The sequence below is a fragment of the Paenibacillus sp. FSL H7-0690 genome (assembly GCF_037980415.1).
Classification (GTDB): domain Bacteria; phylum Bacillota; class Bacilli; order Paenibacillales; family Paenibacillaceae; genus Paenibacillus_AQ; species Paenibacillus_AQ odorifer.
The window spans coordinates 835,952-857,230 of record NZ_CP150281.1 but is presented as its reverse complement, the minus strand read 5'-3'; the positions used below and the strand labels follow the sequence as shown (position 1 = coordinate 857,230).

Genomic DNA, 21,279 nt, shown 5'->3' with positions numbered 1-21,279 from the left:
TCCGCGAAAGTGTTGTTACTAGAGTTACGAGGTGGATATATATGAGGTGAAAAAGGGGAGAATCTCTGCGGTACAATTAATTTCATAATTTATGAACTTCAAGATTTTCAGGATCAATACATCACACTTGTACATCCAGCGCATCCGTAAGCTTTTCTAGGTGATATCTTTCTATAAAACTGTTATCATAACATGTTCATTCCAAGTATACTCTATTAACAGGATGCTCTATATTTGCTCAATATAAAAAATCCTGCCATTATCCAGCGGGAAGCTTGAAAGATTGGCAGGACAATAACCTTACTTCATGTTCACTAGCCTTAAATATTCCGAACTTCAACAACCTTTCCCAAGTCCACATACTGGTCATGATCCAACTTCACCTTCACTCTGCCTCTTCGGCGTTTCTCACGCCATTCACGAAGATCTCCCTCCGTTTCTAAGCGAAGCTCCGCGATTTCCAAGGCACGATCCAGAATATATTTACTCGTATAGAGCACCGTTTGTATTCTTTGACCACCTAGCATGATAGGAGACGTAATTGCTTTCCATTCCTCAACCGTAAATCGTACATACAGATCTTCTTCAGTACCCGAGCGACAAGGAACCTCTTTAATCTCATTACGCCGCAGCACCTTCCAATCCGCTACTTTCCCTACCCAGTGAATCCCCGTTTTTGCAGGATCAATGAACTTTTTGCGGGATTGGCACATCGCTACGTATTCAATTTGCGTTAGGATCTTCTGATTTGCAAGATTCCTTAACGGCATGTGATAAAAAGCTTTCTGCAGCGCCACTTCCACTTGTTCGGGTCCCCGGACAGAACCAACAAGAACATTTTTACCCGCGAGTTGGTTGGCATAGTATTCTTTCGTGCCGCGCGGACGAGTCGAGCGTTCATAAGCTTTTTCCGGACTATCCTGAATAATCTCATCCAAGAATCGCTCCACTAGGCTTGTAGAATTCGGTAGGAATGGCAAAGCGCCAATATTCAATAGCTCGATGCTTTTGTAGAATCGGTGGCTCTTATACCGCTCCTCATCCGGGTAGGGGAATAAAACATAGGCGCCAAACATGCTTCGTTCGTATTCTCCCGAATCTTTCTCCTGATATACTATGGCGTCCCGATAGCGGTGCATGGTGTTGATGTCATCCTCTTCAGGACCAGGCTGCCTATAAGTGCGGTGATAGGAAGTCCCTTCATAAGCCGGATTTAATCGGTATTTCGCATCAAAAACATACTTATACTCTTTGATTTTGCCAGCATCCTTCTTCTTCAGTGTCAGCACATTATCCGGACGCTGATTGAGCGTCGGTGCCTTATCCGAGCTAGGAATCGCATTATAATACAGGATGAACTGCTCTCCGTTAACTGGATTCTCGTACACCATCTTAGCGCTCTGCGAGCGGTCAAGTGTAACAAAAATACCATTCCGATTCACCTTAATAATATCCTGCTTCACCAGCTTATACTTCTGACCCAGAAGCTGATTCAACTTGAGGAAGCACCAGTATTCATAGAGCTGCGCGACATCCTTCATAGACAGTCGCAGCAGATCACCTTGGATCGACAAGCCTTTGAGCAGCATTAGATAACAGCGATAGACCTCGCGGTATCCATGGGCCATCTGCAGCACCAGTGTAACGGACATCTGCCTCATTACTCCAGCCTCACGCAAAAAATCCATCTTGAGCACCCGCTCTAGTTGAGTGAGCATGTTGTCTAACCTTTTTATAAGTAATGGATCTGGGGTTCGGTTTTTAATCTTCCAGCGACCCTTGAGCTCTTTCAGCTTTCCATGAATGCGTTCCAGCATCCAGCGGATGAACCGGTTCTCATTAGTATCATAGGCGAGGCGTCTTCGTGTCTCCATTAAATGTGTGGCTGTGTAATTTCGGCTGCCGATGGTCAAGAATCCATGGTTCATGTCTTCTCTTAATCGTTCGGGATGCTTCGCGAGCTCGCGGATGTTCTCTCTTCCTGCCTTTTTGACCCGATTGGCATCCACTAGTCGGCAGTCCTGAAGCAGAGCGTAATGGGGATTCTTGTTAATCCGCTCAACGGCATCCAAGAGCTGTCTAAACACATGCTGAAGTATGGTGAAAAACTCCGTCAGGCTCTGATGCTGCGTCTCCCGCAAGCCTGTTAGTTGGTAGGTTTTGCGCAAAAAATCAAAAGCCAAGTTATAAATATGCTCATTCACTTCATTTAAAATATTCTGGTAATCCAGCTTGTAATCCATTTTAGAGGGAAAGATCTCCATCTCTACCCGCAGCAAAGCCTGTCCCGAACTGCGGATCTCCCACTCCGTCAAACCTACCTCATTCCCAAAGTTCAGAACACCCGCAAGAATAGTCTCACCTAGAGGCTTAATTGCCTGCCGAAGCAGCACATTTTCATGATAAAAAGATAGGTTAGCAGCGGTCTTCTTCTGAATCACCAGCTCATACGACTGTGTCTCATAAAAACAAGGAAAAACAGACTCCCTCTGCTGCCAGTCCACCATCCCATGGGCTTCAGGGGAAAAGACTTTAATCTGAACATTACCAAGCCGTTCGGAGCAAAAAATCCCTAGCTGCGCACCCACCCATTCCTGACTAGATGAACGATGAAGCCGCAAGGTCTCCACCGTAGGATGATAAGGCCGTCCTTGAAGAAAAAGCGTAAAAAGCTCCGTTTCTACACGGAGCAATTCTACCGCCTGATTAAGAGAGCCAGTATGAGGTGAATCCATCTTCCTCTAGCCTCCTAAGCATAAAAGCCAATTTCCGAGCACTTTGTGGATGTTTGGCCGTAGGTGGAGTTTGTCCAGCAGCCCATTTCAGGTAGAGTGGAGAAGCATCATTGTCCATAAGATCTTCAATATTTACCGTCACACCAGATCCTGTACCAAGAGCCCCTTTCATCAAGTTCAACAATACCCGGCGAACCGAAGAATGGCTCCCTTGAATGCGCGGCAGTATCTTTTGCAGCAGTTGCCAGTCAAAAGCTTCTTCCTCATTCATCAGCTTGTACCGTTCGTTATAGATCATATAGAAGCAAATCGCATCGCGTACCCGGAAACCTACATGAGCATGGACATCCTCAAGCAAAGCATTGATCATAACCAATCTCTCTGTCGTCCGGACAACTAGCTCTTTGTTGGCATCATAGGCATCCACTAGCTGCAAATAATCGGAGCGCAGAAAAAGATGATTCAGTTCGGCAAGATCAGCGGGATCTTCCGTCTCTTCCTGCTCACTCATGTCCGGATACTGCTGCAGATTGATGTAATTGAACTCCAGTGTGTTGGCTCGGTCCAGTACCTTTTTGCTAAAAGGATGTGTCGTTTCGTCCATGTTCACAGTCCCGATTAAGAACACATTCTCCGGGATACCGAGGCTGCCAAACTTCACTTGATCCTCAGGCGTATCCAGCATGGTAGAAGATATGAGATCCTGTGTCTGGATCTTCCCCTCCTGCCAGTCCTGCGTTTCCAGCACACTTAACAGGTCACTGAAATAATGCTCTACCCGCGCCAGATTCATCTCATCCATACAGATAAAATATGGCTTATGTCCATTCTCCGGCTTCCGCGCCTCTACTAATACTTCCATAAGCGGACCCGGTTTGAACCTGCCCGAAAGATCCTTGTACCCCAGCAGATCCGCAGGATCACTCCAATCCGGCCGCACTGGGATCAAGGTAAACTGTCCGTTATTCCCCGTTGCACCAAGAGCTTCTGCAAACAGCTTCACCAACCGAGTCTTCCCTGTTCCGGATATGCCTGCCAGAATGACAAAAGGCTTAGTCTTTAGCGAGAGGTAAAAATTCTCGATAAGGTGCTCAGGGAAGAAGAAACCTTTGCGACGGATGTGAGATTGGATTTGTTGGAGGATAGAGGGGATTTCGACGTCGTTAATTGGCTCAGGTACCGATTCCATATACTCTGTCACTGGCTCTACCTCCATGGTGCTTGCCGTTTCATTAAGTATGTGATCTTCTACATAGATTCGATAATCTTCCATTACGTTCTGTAGATCCTGTATCAATTTCTCATCCGACGGCACTTTACCACGTTCATATTTTATATAAGCAACTGTAGATGCCTGATAATCATTCCCTCGACCGTGGCCCAGGAGCTGAATGTTTTCGTCCTTATTCATATTTGCGAGTGGAATGAGCTCACGTATTTCTTGGGTTTTATTGCGTAGATAGGCATACTTATCCTTGCTACCCTTCTCCTTCGGTGCAGTTGTTACTCCTTGGGCAAGTGTTAGATACACGGCACTCATATTTTCGGCAAAAAGATAGACGACATATTCACCGCTTTGAGTGGTACTAGTAATTCGTTTATCTAATATTGAAAACCAAGGCACATCTGACCATTTCCCCTGTCCAATGGAGCCTTGAATCTTATAGTGCTCCTCATTCAGGAAAGGCAAAGCCCTTAGCTCAGAAGGAATCGTCTTTCTTAATAGTGTGCCCAATGAATGATCTTTAAAGGGTTCTCTTTTGGCCAGAACGTATTGGGCCATAATATTCTCTAGGTGATTTTTCAGAGAAAATTGTTGCATTGCAGTATTATACTTATGTAGTTCTTCTTTTGCTAGCTTCTTCAACTGGTCTAGGCCAGCCTCCCCGAGTTGATTCTTTATCTCAGAAAAAAAACCAATCGAATTATCTTCTGTATCAACAAATATAACCTCTGAAAGAACCTTAACAGGTGTCGTTAAAATAGAATTAAGTTGCCCTTTCGTTAATTCATTCCATCGGGCGTGATAGCGAATAGGTGTCTCATCTACTCTATGCCCAAGATCTTGTTGCTGTATATAATAAGCAAGAAATCGATTCTTCACTTTATCATAAGAAGCTCTCTCCTGATTGATAGACTTCAACTCTTCAATTAAGGATAAGATGAGTACCATCTTGTATGATTTTTGTTTTCTCCTAAAAATTTGAGTTATAGATTCTGGTAACGACATGTTGATCCCCCAATAAGATTGTATGATTACAGTAGTTACTTAAAGTTTGATTAAAGTTACTTCAATTAGAAAATTTCGCTCTTTAAAACCTTCACGTTCCTCTGCTTTTTTTGCACGTTCTTTCTCTAAATCAGCTGGTAGATTCTTATGTATTTGAGCAAGAGCAATGGACCACCTCAAGTATATCAGCCAGCTCTTCCCCCCTCTGTATCATCGGCGGCGCGGGTATTCTCTTCTACCTCTTCTCGAGGCTTCCTTTTTAGTTCGGAAATATAAAATTCTTTCTCTAACGTTATGCAATTGTAGTCCTTACCGGACCTTCGGAAAATTTAGGGGTTTTGTCACGAACAAGTTTGTTGTAGATCGGCATTAAAATCAGCCCCTGTTGTTAATTTTGTTCACATGAAGCTTGTGAATCTCCGCATCTGTTATATTTGCCTTAAGCAAATGCTCATAAATCGTTTGTATTTGCACCGGAGAGATAGAAGGTTCAGGAGTTCCTGTTTTCAAACTGATCAGCTTCCTAGAAATAAACTCACTTATTTCCACATCATAGACAACCAGTTCGTCCGGGAGGATTTTCCGAAGATCCGGATTAATACTGAAGCGACATCTCATCGTGAATGAAACCATAGAGATAAATTTCACTGAAGCTATACTTTGTATCTGGCTCTTGATGGCCTTAATATGTCCATAGTTTTGCTTCAGCGGATTATACATCTTGTAACGATTGCTCACTGACCATTGTTGATCTGTTCGCCCACCTTTAATTTCTCCATTGTAGTTTTTCGTCTCAATGACAAATAAGCAATACGGTCTAGCCCTCCAATTCGTGTGGGAGCAACCTTCGGTTTCGACATGGAGTTTTGTGTGCTGCGCACAGCATGTCGCGGCTTAGAATCGGATCTTTTGAAAAGAGAAAATAGAGCCTTCAGCATAGTAGATCCTTCGTATCATCTGGATTTACAATATGTATGGTTATTCGACAATATGGGAATATAACCCTTTATTCAGATTATGAATGGAAGCCTACTCGCTTTTTAAATGAAGCGCATTGAAAGATTCATTATTTACCAAAAAATACACAAAAGAAAATAGACTGTCGAATGGACAGTCCAAAAATAGAGTATTCGTTTATACCTTTTGAGTCCGAAACTTATGTACTTTTTACGGCAGACTCAACAGGACATGACTCAGTCTGAGACTACTGCAGGGGCAACAAAAACATTTGCAAGTTGCACGCCATCCTTAAGTCCTTGTAGATATAGACGTTCATTGAGAACTGCTTGTTTTAATTGAAGCTTATCCTCCCAATCCTCAAACTCCGGCATACGTGCAACGTCCATAGAGGCAAACAATGCTAGGAAAGCATCACTCTCTTCTTCGAAAGCATGTCTAGATTCGGATTGATGCTCAATCTGTGCAGTTACCTCATCCAATCGACCTTGAATCGTCTGTAAAAACCATGCCGGAATGCTCACCATCTCCTCTCCAAGACAAAAGTTCAAACAAAATGACGCTGCATGTCCGCTTTTCTCTTGATACATCCGATTAATGAGTTCATCCAACTTACGGCTCTGGACCTGAACCGCTTCATTGCTGCTTAAGGGAATCCCCTGCTCCAGTGATTGTTGGCCGAGTTCATTCAGCTTGCGCTTTTCCTCCTCATATTTGTGCATCAGATGTTGCATTACCCCCCCCTCCTTCATGGTAAAGCTATGTTTGTAGAAGATGTGTAGAAATTTTAATGCGCATATCGGTTTATTTTATTTTAATTCGATATTCGCATTAAAACAATGCATATCTCGCATACAATTTGGTTAAATTGTGAGGTGACACCAAAATGAGACATCGCAAAGAGCCCCCGGGTGACAAAAACATCATTGGAACCCGAGTTGTAACAATTCGTAAAGCTAAGCGAATGAAGCAAAAGGAATTCCTCGCCAAATTACAAACCTTTGGTTTAGACATCAGCCCAACTAGTTTATCAAGATTGGAAGGTCAAAATAGACTTGTGCAGGATTACGAGGTGGTTGCCGTTGCGAAAGCGTTGGAGGTTTCTGTTGGGGAGTTGTTAGGTGAGGGTGAGTGAAGGGATGATGGGGATGACTATCGTGCTGAAAAATTTGGCAATCAAGTATAAGTGCATAAATCTATTACGTTCAGAAGGTGGAGAATCGAAGTAACTATGGCCCCATCTTAGCATTCTTAGGCTCGTCTGTAGGCGACAACCATCGTGTTAGGTAGAGAGTAGAACCTCTAAACAAAAAAATACTCTTACTTTTCCTTACCTTAGGTTAAAACTGCTAGTTTTGGTTTTTACGTATCAATAATTGAGACATTAATTTAGCTTAACCCAATCTAGATGTCTTATGGTTGTAACTCTACTCTCTTATTGAAGAAATAATAATACCCTCTTAATAAAGAGAGTGTAATTCCATTCGTTATTTCGTACCAAACTAATATGAATTACACTTAGAGGAAATCGATCCTGTTGTTTTAACTTACTTTATGACGCTAACAGCGGTAAAAATCAGGATATCTGGAGACGAAAGCGACCGGAAGTCCAAATATTGCCTTTAGATAAACTTACTCCTTTAATGTATAATCTTAAGTCAAATTAGTAATCGGACTTTTCAGTAGCCTCGAGATAATTCGGGTGGGGTTTATAAATTCATTACTTTAAACAAACTTTTTTTACCTACACATTTTATATTTGTATTTGACAATAAGTCCGCTTAAAATTTCCTGTAAAAAGTCCTGGACTTGATATTTTTTTTTTGCTATAATGTCAACATTAAGTGTTATGAAGGGTGGACAGCCATGCCATATGCAATTGACCTCTTCTGTGGCGCAGGCGGATTCAGCGAGGGAATCTTACAAGCGGGCTTTGATATTGTTTTTTCCAGTGACAAAAGTCCCATGGTACAAGAAACGTATATGAATCGTCACGAACAGCTTGGCTTAGTACACGGAAGAGATACTTATTTTGAGTTAGCTGATATTAGAGATCTTTCTTCAAACTTTATCTTTGATAAAATAAATTCTTTGAAATACGGAAATATTTTTTCTCCCGGTAAAATTGATGTGATGTTTGGAGGCCCTCCTTGCCAAGGATTTAGCCGTCTGGGAAAACGTGATTCCAGTGATCCAAGAAATATGCTTTTTCACGAATATCTTAGAATAATTAAAGATGTGAAGCCAAAATATGTCGTAATGGAAAATGTGAAGGGTATTTTAGATTTGCTGATGTTAGACTTTCCAAGTATTTTAGAGGATGGTCGCATTTATACTGGGCAAAATCTAGTTCCATTTATTCTTCGAACTGAACTTGAAGGTCTTGGATACCAAGTCCTAGATATGCAGGTTTTAAATGCTGCAAACTATGGAGTTCCTCAACAAAGAAATAGAGCAATTTTTCTTGCTTATAGAAATGGAACCTATCCGATTTCGTACCCTGAACCTCAGGAAAGTATGGTTACGGTTCACGATGCTCTTGGTGATCTTTATAAAAGTAGCAATTATTCTACCCAATACTCTAATGAATCACTTTTGGGAAGGACACCGAATGTAATTATAAAGAAACCCGTTAAAAGAACCAAAATCACCAATATGGAAACTTCTAGTCATGACCAATCTGTGATACAAAGATTTTCCCTTTATAAACAAGGTGAAAATAGAAAAAGAGCGTTGACTAGGTTAAAAGAAGAAGGAATAAATCTGTTAGAAGTAGCTCCGGAATTATTCTATGAAACACTTTATCAAGTTAATAGCGAGCAAAATGCTGAGATTATTCAAAAGACTCTGCAAAAATATGATTATCACAAGTCAATAAAGATTACAAAACTGTGGTTAAACCATACTAGTAAACAATTATCACAGATTAGTATGATTGAACAAAATCATACTTTTGATATTGATTTTAAAACAGCCATAAGTTCTCTAAGCCGTAGACTTAACACCACTATTGAAAATGCTCATGAATTCATGGACAATGTTAAACACGAATTAAATAAGCGTTATGATGCAGATACTCTTAATAACTTATTTATTAGGGGCGACATTAATAATTTAATGGCTGATGCAATATTTACAAGAAAAGGAATTCGGACAAGACTTAATTCACAGAGTGTAGCCCCAACCATGGTTACATTACCCGATGATTATATCCATCCATTTTTCAATAGGATTTTAACTGTTAGAGAAATGGCAAGATTGCAGTCTTTTGACGATAGCTTTGAGTTTTTAGGTAAACGAACTACTGGTGGAAGTATGCGAGCAAAAGAAACTCCACAATTTACGCAAGTTGGTAATGCTGTTCCACCTTTATTAGCAAAGGCAATTGCAACAGAAGCTATGAAAGCAATCAAATTAGGTGAAGAAAAATCTAATTTAAACATAAAAACTAAACAGAGAGCCTAAGCTCCCTGTTTAGTTTTTATTCTAATAATTCTATTTTCTCGATGTTGCCAAATAGATAGCATCTATACTTTCCTCTAATTCGCCAAGCATTCCCATGATTTTTCCCTTTGTAAGCTCCATCAGGTGATATATAACCTCTCCAATCATAGGTAATTCCCCCGGATTTAATCAGGGCGAGAAATGTTGTAAATTGAGGGGACCTAGACAATTCTGCCTCGGTATAATTAAACTCAGCTGTCCCTTCTATCATTCGTTGATTAACTGTTACCCATAGAGTTGCTGGATGCTTTCTATATAATTCATTCTGCAAATCTGAGAAATTCCAAAACGCTGTGATTTCTACTTTATTAGAATTTGGATCTTTCCCCCATAATTCAATTTTCCTTTCTTCTTCATTGACACATAAATAAAAACCTTGGGCATTTTGTGGGGCCTCCTTTGAACCAATCGTAATATAAAGGCTCTTATACCCTAAGTGTTTATCAGATTCATACCCATAGTATCTAGCAAATGCTGAAACTCTATTTTTATCCTTTATTTCATATTTTGCTATAGTAGTTCCATCAAACTGCGGTCGAAGGGTGAACAATGTATCTAACGTTTTAGCGGATTTTGTCTTAATTTCAATTTTCCCTTCAAAATCTGCTTCTGGGCTATTATTTGTTTTTATCCCCAGCAATGATTCAAGGGTATCACCTGCGTCTTTAGGTGAGAATTTACCACTACCTTTAGAATTTTGATGATATCCTGCCTGTGCAATTTTTTTAACTAAAGGAATCAATCTACTTGCAGAATCGGCAATATCATCTATGCCAAAAACTTGCTTTAACTCAAATTCTGTTGGAATATTATTCGTTACATTGATAATTACAACTGTTGGGTTTGGGCCCACTGTTACAGTAAGGTATAATAAATCCCCTACATTAACTTTTCGATTAGAAAGAAGTTTACTAATTCCGTAAATTGAAAATCTTCGATCACCACGGTTATTAGCAACTCGATAAAAATTCATTTTTGTTTCTAGCTGCATATCATTACATAAAAATATAGCTGTGGTTATAACACCATTTTTAGCTCCATTAGCAAGATTCTCATAATCAACTACGTTTTTATTAAAGAGTAAATCTCGAAAGAGTGCATTTGCATCAATGTTATTCTTTTCAATCATTGTCGATGTTAGTCTTAACAAGGTATATTCGTTATTGTTATGTTTGTGAATATTATTTATCACTTTGATTTCGTCATCGTATGGCGTAAAAATCATTTTTATCCCTCTCTTCTAGTAATTAGCTCACTAACAGTTGTATCTAGCGCATCTGCAATCTGATAAAGTGATGATAATTTAGGACTTACTTTTTGATTCAAGATCTCATTAATCGTTGAAGGACTTAGGGTAGTAGATGCATATAGATATGTCTGGTATTTATTTTTTTTCTTTAATAGACTTTTTACATTTTGAGAAAAAATTAATAGAAAATCATCTTCAATAAAGGTTATTATTTTCCCATCACTAAAACTTCGAGATAATAATTGAGTTAAACTAATATTTAGTGATTCTGCAAGTCTTTTAGCAGTTTCAAAGTAAATATCAATCTTACTATTCTCAATCATTGATAAAGAAGATCTACTGATACCGGATTTTTTCGATAATTCATTCTGGGAAAGAGCACGATAGTAGCGAGCGTTCTTTATATTCTCTCCAAATACTTTCATACCCACATCTCTTTCAGGTTTTTATTTTTATCTTACCTTCACTAGCCAGATAAAAATTATGCTAAAAGGGACATATCATCTGGTATATATTTTGGTTTACATAAAAAAGAACCTGCATGAATATTGCGATGAAATAGAGTCATCATTCCGGTTGTGAGTGAGCCAGCCCTCCGGTAAAATATAGCCTCCTGTCTGGAGGAAAGAGCCATGCCTAATTTAAGACCACTCTTTAGAAGTTCGCTTCTATTCTCAAAAAAATGGACATTCAGCAAGCAAAATCAAATAAAAAAGCACTGGATGAAAAACCGTTGAGTTTTTCTCATCCAATGCTTTTCTTTTGTTGTTTTTTTCACAGTCTCTTTATTCAATCAAAAGAGATGGTTATATCTTGTTTAATTGCAACTTATTTTCGATTGACAAATCAGACTATTCATAAAGAATTCACACTCAAGCTGATAACATATCTGCGTCTACTTGAACAAAATCAATTTCCTGCTTAAATTCTAGGTACTTATATTTTGCCATACGGTCAATTTCATTTAAAACAGCTGTATAAAGTTAGGATCACTTAAATTAGGTACAAGAGATCTTTGGTCTGCTTCGTCTCTGTATCCCCATGTAACAAATCAAAAAAAGTCGAATGGTAGTTTGTATCGTCCTCATAATAAAGGCGTAACATAGTTTTCATTATTGATTCTCCCATATAAGATAAACAGGTTACATATTCTCTAGATGCTATCATTCATTGGATGAAACGTCTGTCAGAAATCTTTCACCACATGTAAAAATGCTGATTGTCTGACAACCAGCATTTTTGTGACGCTATCAATCTCAAGATCATCCGGATGAAATATATTTTTTTTAAAACTGTATGTCCAAATTCTCGATCCCCATGCTTGGTAGTTGGTCTGTAAAAACTAGTTTTCATATTAACAATATTAGAGTTCAAACATACATGTGAATCCTTCAAGATTTTATATTCTGTTACCTGAGGAAGATTGTCATAATTAACAATATCATATTCTCTTAGAATCGTTCTTAAAGGATCTGAAGCATCAATGATACTTTTTTCAAGCATTGTTGAAGTCAGTCTAATTAACGCAAATTCATTCCTACAGTATTGTTGAAGCAATTGAATTTTCTTTTATTCTTCCTCATTTGGTAAGAAGTATGGATTCATTTTCGCCACCTTATTTTTCCTGTTGTATGAGTTCCATTTTAACAGCTATAGTATTCATTTACGACATTGTTTAATATTTTTTGAAATCTATCTACGGATTTATAAAGCTAACGTCTAAAATAAGAACATATATTCGTAAAAACCCCGGACTTTTTGCTCAAATTCAATTATAATAAAGTTAATCTAGTTTGAATGAAGAGGTGCATTATATGAAACCAAATGCTATTGATCTATTTTGTGGTGCTGGAGGAATGAGCGAAGGCATTTTACAAGCAGGATTTCATATTCTATTTTCAAGTGATATCAACGAAGATGTAGAAAAAACTTATAGAAATAGACACGATCAACTGGGTCTTATTCAAGGCGTGAACACCTTCTTTAAAAGGGCTGATATTCGTGAACTACCCTCTAGCGAAATCATAAATTCAATTCAGCAACTTAAAATGTTTGAAAATAAATCATTACCAAAGATAGATGTTATTTTTGGAGGACCACCATGTCAAGGATTTAGTCGTGCCGGACAAAGAAAAAAAGATGATCCACGTAATATGCTATTTAAAGAGTATCTAAGAATTATTAATGACTTGAGACCAAGCTATGTTGTTATGGAGAATGTTGAAGGTTTTAATGATACACGACTTGATGGTTTTATTGGAGTAAACGGTAGGGTGTATCCAAATAATAGTTTAGTTCCTGAAATACTTAGAAATGAATTCGATGAAATTGGATACAATACTCTTACTCCACAAGTATTAGATTCTTCTAACTTTGGGGTACCGCAAAGAAGACGTAGAGTTATTTTTATAGGTTACCTAAACACCGTTCACCCACCAGCATATCCAATACCAACTACTCCTAACGAGACAGATAAGATCACTGTTTTGGACGCTATTAGTGATCTTATTGTAAATCAGAATAGTAAACTCACATTAAAAAAGTCATCAAAATATCAAATCGAATCTCAAAGAGGTCGTACAAGGACAACTTCCGGAAAATCAGTTGAATACAATAGTGAGGTTTATAATCACGATCTAGCAAAACATAATGAGATAATAACGGAGAGGTTTTCTCTGTTTCGAGAAGGGGAATCATCTGCAGCACTAATAAGAAGAATTAGATATGAAGGAATAGATCTTAGCCACTTCCCTTCATTATTAAGTCATTGCGAATCCAAACTAGCCGACTATACAAATACAGAAATTATTAATCTGTTTAAAACCGGTAATATTAGTGATGAGTTTCTAGATATATTGCTAACAAAAAAAAGTAATCGATTCAGATTAAATAGAAATAGTGTCGCACCTACAATGGTCACTTTACCAGATGACTACTTAACTCCCTTTGAAGATCGTATTCCGACTGTCAGGGAAATGGCTAGAATCCAGTCATTTGATGATAGTTTTGAATTTTTAGGTAAAAGAACTACTGGTGGTCCAAGACGGAAGATTGAGGTTCCTCAATATTCTCAAGTTGGTAATGCTGTCCCTCCTCTATTAGCTAGAGCTATAGCTCTAGAGATAATGAAAGCTCTAGAGCTATATCAGCCAGTTTATCAACTTTCATAATTATAAATAAGTTCCTCAAATTTGAGTTCCATCTTGAAAAAAACAGCAAGCTCTTGAGCACCATTGATTAATTTCTTTATACCAATAATTCAGTCGGATGGTCTTAACTTCTTCCATCTGAACCTTGTCAGCATAAAATTTATAGGCCGTTTAGAGGGTGAGATTATCCCACTTCCTAAACGGCTTTTTCTATTATCCAATTTATTGAGTATATTAACTGATTTTTTTCAAAACCACTTTCCCTTACGGTCTTTTCTGGTTGATGACTTCTGAGAGGACGAACTTGTTCTCCCAGCGGAGAATTCAATGAGACTCTTGAGAAGAGAAGAAGAGCAAGGAATTTGATATATTGAGCGAGATAAAGTATTCTTTGTATATTGTAGGAGTTTATTACGTAGTAAGAAATTTATTCACTATTTAAGCTATAGATTCTACATGTATTATATATTACTCAGTGCAAACTAGCTTAAAAGCGGAGACCGCAAACTAGCTTAAAAGCGGAGACCGCAAACTTAAATGAATACTCAACTGCCCATCCGCTTAAACCTCAATCATATCCGCTAAACCTTATAGCATATAAGGACGGATAGGTATTTCGTAATATTCTAGAGACTGTATTACTTTATTAATAGTTCTTCTTATATATGCTTTTTGATACATTCCCAACTGTACATGTATATTTGTGTACTTTTTAAAGTATAGATTAATCTATTAATTACAATATGGAAACAAGATTCGAGAAACCCTTCGTACATACACCACAAGGTAATTTATCGCAAACGAATTTATAAGTAATCCTCTCGCAAAAAATCGCTTCTTTTATTAACGTATACTCCAATTAAAGATTTGAGGATATTTCACATTATACTATTGGATTGGCTTCGGATATATTAAAATAAAATGGAGGGTAGAAATCTATGCCTGCAAATCTTAATACAGCATTAAATTTTCTCGAAACTCAATGGTCTTCAATCACAGAAAATAAAACAAAAGGTGTTTTAGCGGAAATTAGATTTATATCTTATTTAAATACAGCTAGTGTATTACCTCTATATGACTATATTATCCCCGGAGGATGGATTATTACACCAAGTAAGAATACTATCGTTTCCATTCCTACGAATAATCGGATAGTAATAATCCCCAATTTCAATGAATTCTCATGGACAGGAGCTATATCTCGACATTCATTAACTGCTCAAGTAATTGCACATAGCTACTTCAGACAAGCTGGAATGCATGTGTATTTTGCCGATATTGATGTACCTATAACGCCAGCGTTAGAGGTAACTTTCCAATCACCATCTGCGGGAAGCTATCCTACAACCTACGATCTAGTATTTAAAAAAGTTCATAAGGATGGACTTATCAACGTTCCAGTAACCGATGTTATGGGAAATTTTCCATCGAGAGTAGGTTTAAGAGGGTTGAGATCGTATGCGTCAGGTAGATTAAATAGAGCTGTTTTACCATGGACAAGTACAGGTATAGTTTCGGAATTATTTTGGAAGGAGTATTCTAGATATTTCTTACAAAGAAAATATCTGGTGTCCAATAATGATTTAGACTTTTTTATAGTTAGTAAAACCGGGAAAGCGTACCCTTTAGAATTCAAAAGTAAAGCTAGTGTTAAAGATGATAATTCTGTCGGAGAATGGTTTGGATTAGATGATGGTACCTTTGCCAAATTATCCTACTTTGTTTCGATAAGTAATAATATGGATGCACTTTTTGTTGTTGAAGAAATAGATGATACAACATCTGTACACATTGAATGGTGGGGAATTAAATTTTCCGAGTTATTAAAAGGGTGTAGTTGGGTTACTCAACCCGGTGGTAGAGGAATGGGCGGTGGGGCTACATCTACAATTAAGGTGCCAAAATTAATCTTCACAAAATTAATTGATCTTTTGCCGAAATTATGATAATTAAAAAATATAGTAACATATAAATAAGCAATTTGTTCTCTAGTTATAGAGTAATAAATCGTTTATTAAAGCATTTTAATAAAATAATAATTTTAAAAAAATGAAATATTATTCTTTTTTTAGTCCTTAGTGACATCGTTTGCTAAAATACGCATTGGCCAGTCCTTCTCCAATCAAATCTTTACGAAGCCCTATCTAACAAAAAAGCGGATTCATTTTCAGCTCCTCAGCCCAAACACCTATGTTGCCGGCTCTGTAAAGGTCGCGAGTATGCTTGTCACATCCACTTTTCCAGTCTTGCTCGTATGTGATTGGAGCATCCGGCTAATATGTCCCAACCTCAAAACCGGTATCAAACCATATTCGGATGCCGTTTCAACAACCCTTGAATTCCAGCTATTCGCTGCTACATCTGCAAATGCTATCTTCCCTTTCCCAAACTCCATTCCCAAACCGCATACGATAATTGCCGCGAACTTTGTTGGAGTACTATCTGCATTCAGGTAAAAAAACCGAGAAATAACACCTTATTTTGAAGTGTCTATTTCTCGGTCATAGTATATTCACCCGTTATTTTAATTAGTTAGATTGCCCTTCCATCGCTCTAATAGATTCATCCACCTTCACCATCATGGAACATTCGACTCTTTTGCGGAAGACGTCACAGCTGAAATCATAGGTTCCGACCAGGGAACCCGTCGCGTGCAGTGCATTGGCTGGACAACCACCGCTGCAGTAGAGTTTAGCCCAGCAGTCCTTGCATTCCGGCTTCGAGTAGCAGTTGCTCTCTTGGAATTGACATTGCAGCTCAGGTTGTGTGATGCCATCCCAGAGGTTCCCCATGCTATACTCTTCATCCCCTACGAACTGGTGGCAAGGAAAAAGCTCTCCCCAAGGGGTGACGGCAAGATATTCGGTTCCTGACCCACAGCCAGTGATTCTCTTCTGGATGCAAGGTCCTTCCGAGAGGTCTAGCATGTAGTGATAAAAGGTAAAACCCTTGCCTTGTTCACCGCGACCGATCATTTCCTTCGCGAGAATTTCGTACTGGTTGTATATCTCCGGCAGGTCCTCCTCGGTAAGTGCATAGGGCTCCTTTGGATCACAGATGACCGGTTCCATCGAAATTTTGTCAAAACCAAGGTCTGCGATATGAAATATATCGTTGGTGAAATCGACATTGTTACGAGTGTAAGTTCCTCGTACATAGTACTCTTGGTCTCCGCGCTTACGAACGAATTCCTGGAACTTCGGAAGAATATGATCATAGCTGCCTTTTCCGTTAACCGTTTGGCGAAGCCGGTCATGAACCTCTTTTCTTCCATCCAGGCTTAATACGACATTGTACATTTCCTGATTTAAAAACTCGGTGACCTCATCGTTCAGCAGCATCCCGTTCGTCGTGAAGGTGAAGCGGAACTTCTTTTTGTATTCTTGTTCTTTGCTTCTTGCATAAGCTACGATCTGTTTAACCACTTTCCAGGCTAAAAGTGGTTCCCCGCCGAAAAAGTCAATGTCCAGGTTTCGATGATGACCTGAGTTTTCAAGCAGGTAATCGATAGCTTTTTGTCCAACCTCATAGCTCATGATTGCTCGATCTCCGTTGTATTTCCCCTGGCTAGCGAAGCAATAGTCGCATGACAAATTACAGGTATGCGCAACATTGAGGCAGAGTGCCTTAACATAAGTTTTCCGTTTTTTTAAATCGAGCGAGAGGTTCTCATACTCATCTTTTGTAAAGAGCTGTCCATCATTTATAAGCTCCTCGATATCCGCGATGGTTTCTCGAATGTCGCTCTCGGAAATGCTGGAATCATCTTTATATTTATCCAACAGCGTTGTCACGATTTTGTCGACAGAAGTTTTCTCATAAAGCGCTATAATTTCATATGCTAGGTCATCAACAACATGCACCGAGCCACTATAGGTATCGAGCACGATATTGTATCCGTTTAGTTTATATTGATGAATCATACTTACTAATCAAGCTCCTTTTGCACACAAGTAGAAACGGCTTCGCCATCCTTTAGGGATAGTATCCATTTCTTAAAAATAGCCGCCCATCAGCAGAGCAATGGGCGGTAAAATTCCGAATCCTATCTGTTCATTGCATTTTCACACTTCTGGTTTGCAACGCCGCAGGAAGTTTTACAAGCGGACTGGCAAGAGGTCTGGCATGCGCCGCATCCGCCGTGTTTTGCGGTATCCATCAGTTTGCGGGTGCTCAGTGTTACGATTCTTTTCACGATAAATAACTCCTTCTGTAATTTCTTGTGATCACTTTCACTTAATTTCCATGGAACATCGTAGCAACATCACGCAGGTACGTCTATGATGCCTGTCACCTAGCAGAGCAGAGAGGGGTTAAACATAAGCATCAACACTAATTTTCGTGCAGTCTTTCATGCTTGTGATCGTAGGATGCGGCAGCGGGAACCAGAGTCAGAGCAATGCTAAAAAAGTGAAACAAAAAAGAGACGGCAATGATGCCATCTCTTTAACAACATTTTTTCTCATACTTGTCCGTAAAGTCCAATAAATATAAGGATTTCATAGCACTGTATCCTTCCTTACCAGTAGAGCGACACTCTCCACATACGTGGGTGGACAATGTGAACAAACTTATATGAGGAGCCCTAAGACACTTCCAGACAGTTTATCTGCTCTTGACGCCTTAGTTCATAAAAATATTGCACAATTGGATGCTTTAACTTCATCTTCTCGCTCATGTTTAAAATCCGCTTTTTCCCAACTCGTCGGTCCAATAAGGCTAGAATATTCAATAAGATATCGTCGCTTTCTAAGCTCTCCTCTATGGAAATAGATAAATACTTAGTAGCTATAACAATAAAGTTCGATTTACTTAATAATGCCTGAGCTGACAAAAGTTCCTTTGCAAGTTCTGATATTTTTCTGCTTCTTGCAATGACTATTAGCCGATCCTCCGGGATGATCCCCTTACTATCTTTTCTAACCGCTTCAATTTCTTCATGGCTGATAGGAATTTGAAGATCTGAACCGAGCATAACATCTATGGCGTGCTGCAGAGGGACGAGAATAACCCTCCTATCCATAACCGAACGGATGCTTTTTGTACTCTAAGGGGCTTGAGCCGACTCTATTTTTGAACACACGACTAAAATAGTACTGGCTCTTATACCCTACCTTCACGGCCAGATCCCCGATTTTGATATTCGGCATTACGTCATCCAGAATCTCCTTCGCCTTCGATATCCGAAGCTCGGTGACATAGTCAAGGAATGAAGCACCGATTTCTTGCTTCATACGCTTGCTAAGATAGGTTTGGTTGATATGAAATAGCGCTGCTACTCGAGTAATAGACAGCTCCGGATCCTGATAATGACTGTCAATATACTCGGTCACTTTTTGGATAAGCACTGTTCCATCCCCTGTATACCCGGGAAGCTCCCGCTCCTTATCCACCCTGTCTTCATGTGAATGCAAAGGATATTTTACCTGAAGATGCTCATCGATCCGATGAAGCAGCTTGTTCAGATCACTCTTCGGCACAGGTTTCAATACATAATCGAATGCTTGCAGTTGCACGGCTTGACGCGCATATTCAAAGTTATCGTACCCGCTGATGATGACAACCAGAACCGACGGGCAGCGTTCGCGCAATATATTCATCAGATCGAGCCCATTCATATTCGGCATGTTGATGTCCACAAGACATACATGTGGTGGGGCTTCCTCCACCATATTCAATGCTTCGTTTGCACTTTTCGCTTCTCCTGCAACCTCAAAAAGATACGGACTCTCCTCAATGTATTGTCGCAAGCCTTTGCGAATGATCGTTTCATCATCGACGATGACAATCTTCCACATCTTCATTCCACTCCCCGTCCAAAGGTATTCGAATGACCATAACGGTAATGCCATCTTCGCTCTTCACTGCAAGGCCATATGGCACTCCGTAAGCTAGTCGAATGCGATGGTTTACACTGTATAGCCCAAAGCCTGTGGCAGAACGATCATATGTATCATCAAGAAGGGCTTGATTTATCTGCTCAAGCTTCTCTTCCGGAATCATAACCCCATTATTTTCAACCTTAATGACCAAATAATCGGCCTGTTTATATGCTGTAATCGAAATTTTGCACTTTTGATCCCCAAGTGGCTTAATCCCGTGATAAATCGCATTTTCCACCAAAGGCTGCAGCATGAAGCGAACGACTTGGCACTGATCAAGCTTTTCATCATATCGAAGCTCGTAGTCCAGAATCTCCTCATATCGCACACCTTGAATATGAAGATAACTCTCGACATGGTACAACTCCTGATCAAGCAGAATGTATGGACTGCCTGTGCCAAGCCCTAATCGGAAATACGCGCTAAGCGCTTCCACCATCTCCACCACATTGTCTGCTCCATGTTCCGTTGCCATCCACTGGATCGTATCCAATGTGTTGTATAAAAAGTGCGGCTTGATCTGCTCATGAATCAGTCTGAGTTCCATCTCCTTTCGGTCCTGCTCCACAGCGTATAATTGAACAAGCATGTCATTGAAGCTTCGTCCAAGATCGCCGATCTCATCCGAGCGCGTAACATCTGCTCGTATGGTTTGGTTGCCGTTCTGCACATTTTCCATTACCTGGCGAAGCGACTGAATTGGACGAATAATGGAAGAAGCAAGCAGCACCAGAAAGACGATAAACGCACTACCGATAAGAACGCCTACCAGCAATGCAGTCCGCTGGGTTTTGATCACCGCTAACGATAGACTTGAATTCGGTACTTTGAGTACTAACTTCCAGCCTTCCACATTTTGAATTGGAGCCTCAAATACACTCATGTTCTTCTTATCTGCTGTATCCTCCGCTCCATCTTCTTCACCCAGCTCTCTGCAATCGACGATAAGCTGGCCTGACTGGTCATATAGCATTACATCTTGAGCAATCTCCCTCATCTTCTTGACGGAGACGGCTGCGGCAATATAAGCTACCTCATCATTCACCGATGGATTCACGCGATAAAGAATGACGACGATTTCGGCTGCATTCGCTTTGGATACGATCGGATTGCTCACCACATAATTGGAATCTGAATTCAGCAGTTTTCGATAGTAGGGTCGGTTTAGTATCGAAAAAGGCTTGTCTCTTGCTGACCAGGAATTTCCGTGAATATCCACCACGCGTATGGATTCGTACTCTACTTGCTTCTTCGCCTCGAACTTATCGAACTCTTGCAGCAATTCATCTCGTGTCCACTGATGGTCCGAAGCTAGAGAAGCAAGCATGTCTATCTCTCCAATGCGCTGATTAAACCAATAATCAATCTGGTCGCTGCGTGCAGTAACCACTTGCTGCGTTAAGTTCTTATTCAAAGGGACAACCGTATGGTTCATCTCCAAATATATTGTTACAAGCAATGCAACGAACAGCAGCAAGAAGCAGCCTCCTGCGATTAACGTGATTTTTAAGTGAATTGATTTCATTGTAATCATAGCCCTTCACAATATCCGTCTCTTACATGCCCGAAAAAG

The 21,279-nt window shown here is 39.6% G+C and carries 14 protein-coding genes and 2 pseudogenes; 4 read left to right on the top strand and 12 right to left on the bottom strand.

All coding sequences use genetic code 11. The annotated features are described in order from the left end of the window. Nucleotides 1-320 precede the first annotated feature (320 nt). The 5 genes and pseudogenes from MHI32_RS03860 to MHI32_RS03840 all read right to left on the bottom strand — a co-directional run bounded on the left by MHI32_RS03860 (nucleotide 321) and on the right by MHI32_RS03840 (nucleotide 6,656). Nucleotides 321-2,735 (bottom strand): restriction endonuclease-like protein, encoded by a 2,415-nt coding sequence (locus MHI32_RS03860; protein ID WP_340011912.1) that lies wholly within the window; start codon nucleotides 2,733-2,735, stop codon nucleotides 321-323. Then, entirely contained in the window at nucleotides 2,707-4,965 is a 2,259-nt protein-coding gene (locus tag MHI32_RS03855; protein WP_340011911.1) for a DUF3578 domain-containing protein, read from the bottom strand. Before MHI32_RS03855 ends, MHI32_RS03860 begins: the two co-directional genes overlap by 29 nt. Nucleotides 4,966-5,340: 375 nt before the next feature. Continuing rightward, on the bottom strand, nucleotides 5,341-5,475 hold the full coding sequence (locus MHI32_RS03850) for a hypothetical protein (RefSeq protein ID WP_340011910.1): 135 nt from the start codon (nucleotides 5,473-5,475) through the stop codon (nucleotides 5,341-5,343). Between the two features lie 120 nt (nucleotides 5,476-5,595). Next, a pseudogene (locus MHI32_RS03845) lies at nucleotides 5,596-5,769 on the bottom strand (nuclease-related domain-containing protein); the annotation flags it as partial. 389 nt (nucleotides 5,770-6,158) lie between these two features. Continuing rightward, a complete protein-coding gene (locus MHI32_RS03840; protein ID WP_340011909.1) occupies nucleotides 6,159-6,656 on the bottom strand; it encodes a hypothetical protein in 498 nt (165 codons plus the stop codon). A 152-nt stretch (nucleotides 6,657-6,808) separates the two neighbouring features. Between MHI32_RS03840 and MHI32_RS03835 the strand changes: the two genes are divergently transcribed. Both MHI32_RS03835 and MHI32_RS03830 read left to right on the top strand, forming a co-directional pair. Continuing rightward, the gene (locus MHI32_RS03835; protein WP_340011908.1) at nucleotides 6,809-7,057 is read left to right on the top strand and encodes a helix-turn-helix transcriptional regulator; all 249 of its coding nucleotides are present in this window, start codon (nucleotides 6,809-6,811) and stop codon (nucleotides 7,055-7,057) included. Nucleotides 7,058-7,788: 731 nt separating this feature from the next. Next, nucleotides 7,789-9,387 carry a DNA cytosine methyltransferase gene (locus tag MHI32_RS03830; RefSeq protein WP_340011907.1) on the top strand — a complete coding sequence of 533 codons (1,599 nt, stop codon included), beginning with the start codon at nucleotides 7,789-7,791 and terminating at the stop codon, nucleotides 9,385-9,387. Nucleotides 9,388-9,403: 16 nt separating this feature from the next. On the opposite strand, the gene MHI32_RS03825 is transcribed toward MHI32_RS03830, so the two are convergent. Continuing rightward, nucleotides 9,404-10,651 carry an MvaI/BcnI family restriction endonuclease gene (locus tag MHI32_RS03825; protein ID WP_340011906.1) on the bottom strand — a complete coding sequence of 416 codons (1,248 nt, stop codon included), beginning with the start codon at nucleotides 10,649-10,651 and terminating at the stop codon, nucleotides 9,404-9,406. 2 nt (nucleotides 10,652-10,653) lie between these two features. Next, a complete protein-coding gene (locus tag MHI32_RS03820) occupies nucleotides 10,654-11,100 on the bottom strand; it encodes a helix-turn-helix transcriptional regulator (protein WP_340011905.1) in 447 nt (148 codons plus the stop codon). A 1,389-nt stretch (nucleotides 11,101-12,489) separates the two neighbouring features. On the opposite strand from MHI32_RS03820, the gene MHI32_RS03815 reads away from it, so the two are divergent. Next, on the top strand, nucleotides 12,490-13,845 hold the full coding sequence (locus tag MHI32_RS03815) for a DNA cytosine methyltransferase (protein ID WP_340011904.1): 1,356 nt from the start codon (nucleotides 12,490-12,492) through the stop codon (nucleotides 13,843-13,845). 917 nt (nucleotides 13,846-14,762) lie between these two features. Further along, entirely contained in the window at nucleotides 14,763-15,770 is a 1,008-nt protein-coding gene (locus MHI32_RS03810; RefSeq protein ID WP_340011903.1) for a hypothetical protein, read from the top strand. Between the two features lie 582 nt (nucleotides 15,771-16,352). On the opposite strand, the gene scfB is transcribed toward MHI32_RS03810, so the two are convergent. The 5 genes and pseudogenes from scfB to MHI32_RS03785 form a co-directional block, all read right to left on the bottom strand. Further along, on the bottom strand, nucleotides 16,353-17,747 hold the full coding sequence (scfB, locus tag MHI32_RS03805; protein ID WP_340011902.1) for a thioether cross-link-forming SCIFF peptide maturase: 1,395 nt from the start codon (nucleotides 17,745-17,747) through the stop codon (nucleotides 16,353-16,355). Nucleotides 17,748-17,869: 122 nt separating this feature from the next. Further along, entirely contained in the window at nucleotides 17,870-18,019 is a 150-nt protein-coding gene (gene scfA / locus MHI32_RS03800; protein ID WP_076098734.1) for a six-cysteine ranthipeptide SCIFF, read from the bottom strand. Between the two features lie 390 nt (nucleotides 18,020-18,409). Beyond that, nucleotides 18,410-18,787, bottom strand: a pseudogene (locus MHI32_RS03795) (hypothetical protein); the annotation flags it as partial. A 52-nt stretch (nucleotides 18,788-18,839) separates the two neighbouring features. Further along, on the bottom strand, nucleotides 18,840-19,622 hold the full coding sequence (locus MHI32_RS03790) for a response regulator (protein WP_076128491.1): 783 nt from the start codon (nucleotides 19,620-19,622) through the stop codon (nucleotides 18,840-18,842). Beyond that, the gene (locus MHI32_RS03785) at nucleotides 19,597-21,183 is read right to left on the bottom strand and encodes a histidine kinase (protein ID WP_340011901.1); all 1,587 of its coding nucleotides are present in this window, start codon (nucleotides 21,181-21,183) and stop codon (nucleotides 19,597-19,599) included. The genes MHI32_RS03790 and MHI32_RS03785 overlap by 26 nt, the downstream gene beginning before the upstream one ends. Between the last annotated feature and the right edge of the window lie 96 nt (nucleotides 21,184-21,279).

Coding starts and splice junctions, on each gene's coding strand:
- MHI32_RS03860 (WP_340011912.1), bottom strand. CDS start 2,735: ATGGATTCACCTCATACTGGCTCTCTTAATCAGGCGGTAGAATTGCTC.
- MHI32_RS03855 (WP_340011911.1), bottom strand. CDS start 4,965: ATGTCGTTACCAGAATCTATAACTCAAATTTTTAGGAGAAAACAAAAA.
- MHI32_RS03840 (WP_340011909.1), bottom strand. CDS start 6,656: ATGCAACATCTGATGCACAAATATGAGGAGGAAAAGCGCAAGCTGAAT.
- MHI32_RS03835 (WP_340011908.1), top strand. CDS start 6,809: ATGAGACATCGCAAAGAGCCCCCGGGTGACAAAAACATCATTGGAACC.
- MHI32_RS03830 (WP_340011907.1), top strand. CDS start 7,789: ATGCCATATGCAATTGACCTCTTCTGTGGCGCAGGCGGATTCAGCGAG.
- MHI32_RS03825 (WP_340011906.1), bottom strand. CDS start 10,651: ATGATTTTTACGCCATACGATGACGAAATCAAAGTGATAAATAATATT.
- MHI32_RS03820 (WP_340011905.1), bottom strand. CDS start 11,100: ATGAAAGTATTTGGAGAGAATATAAAGAACGCTCGCTACTATCGTGCT.
- MHI32_RS03815 (WP_340011904.1), top strand. CDS start 12,490: ATGAAACCAAATGCTATTGATCTATTTTGTGGTGCTGGAGGAATGAGC.
- MHI32_RS03810 (WP_340011903.1), top strand. CDS start 14,763: ATGCCTGCAAATCTTAATACAGCATTAAATTTTCTCGAAACTCAATGG.
- scfB (WP_340011902.1), bottom strand. CDS start 17,747: ATGATTCATCAATATAAACTAAACGGATACAATATCGTGCTCGATACC.
- MHI32_RS03790 (WP_076128491.1), bottom strand. CDS start 19,622: ATGTGGAAGATTGTCATCGTCGATGATGAAACGATCATTCGCAAAGGC.